This window comes from Vibrio sp. 2-2(8) (genome assembly GCF_963888495.1).
GTDB classification, from domain to species: domain Bacteria; phylum Pseudomonadota; class Gammaproteobacteria; order Enterobacterales; family Vibrionaceae; genus Vibrio; species Vibrio anguillarum.
Map to the genome: position 1 here is coordinate 1 of NZ_CAWPJM010000032.1, position 1295 is coordinate 1295.

Here is a 1295-nt window from a genome sequence, read left to right on the forward strand (position 1 = left end):
GCGGATGGAGCTGACGAGAGTCGCAGATACCAGGTGGCTGCAACTGTTTATTAAAAACACAGCACTGTGCAAAATCGCAAGATGACGTATACGGTGTGACGCCTGCCCGGTGCCGGAAGGTTAATTGATGGGGTTAGACTTAGGTCGAAGCTCTTGATCGAAGCCCCGGTAAACGGCGGCCGTAACTATAACGGTCCTAAGGTAGCGAAATTCCTTGTCGGGTAAGTTCCGACCTGCACGAATGGCGTAATGATGGCCACGCTGTCTCCACCCGAGACTCAGTGAAATTGAAATCGCTGTGAAGATGCAGTGTACCCGCGGCTAGACGGAAAGACCCCGTGAACCTTTACTACAGCTTGGCACTGAACATTGAACCTACATGTGTAGGATAGGTGGGAGACTTAGAAGCGCAGTCGCTAGATTGCGTGGAGTCGACCTTGAAATACCACCCTTGTCGTTTTGATGTTCTAACGTAGGCCCCTCATCGGGGTTGCGGACAGTGCCTGGTGGGTAGTTTGACTGGGGCGGTCTCCTCCCAAAGAGTAACGGAGGAGCACGAAGGTGGGCTAATCACGGTTGGACATCGTGAGGTTAGTGCAATGGCATAAGCCCGCTTAACTGCGAGAATGACGGTTCGAGCAGGTACGAAAGTAGGTCATAGTGATCCGGTGGTTCTGAATGGAAGGGCCATCGCTCAACGGATAAAAGGTACTCCGGGGATAACAGGCTGATACCGCCCAAGAGTTCATATCGACGGCGGTGTTTGGCACCTCGATGTCGGCTCATCACATCCTGGGGCTGAAGTCGGTCCCAAGGGTATGGCTGTTCGCCATTTAAAGTGGTACGCGAGCTGGGTTTAGAACGTCGTGAGACAGTTCGGTCCCTATCTGCCGTGGGCGTTGGAAGATTGAAGGGGGCTGCTCCTAGTACGAGAGGACCGGAGTGGACGAACCGCTGGTGTTCGGGTTGTCATGCCAATGGCATTGCCCGGTAGCTAAGTTCGGAATTGATAAGCGCTGAAAGCATCTAAGCGCGAAGCGAGCCCTGAGATGAGTCTTCCCTGGCACTTTAAGTGTCCTAAAGGGTTGTTCGAGACTAGAACGTTGATAGGTTGGGTGTGTAAGCGCTGCGAGGCGTTGAGCTAACCAATACTAATTGCCCGTGAGGCTTAACCATACAACACCGAAGGGGTTTTGTGGGCTCAATTGAAGAACATTGAATGTGTGAATGAGAACGAAACAGCTTTCCGAATTAAGAAATTTGCTTGGCGACCATAGCGTTGTGGACCCACCTGA

The 1295-nt window shown here is 52.3% G+C and carries 1 rRNA gene; it reads left to right on the forward strand.

Annotated features, from left to right (window positions below):
- Window positions 1-1176, forward strand: a 23S ribosomal RNA gene (locus AACV12_RS09230); the annotation flags it as partial.
- Between the last annotated feature and the right edge of the window lie 119 nt (window positions 1177-1295).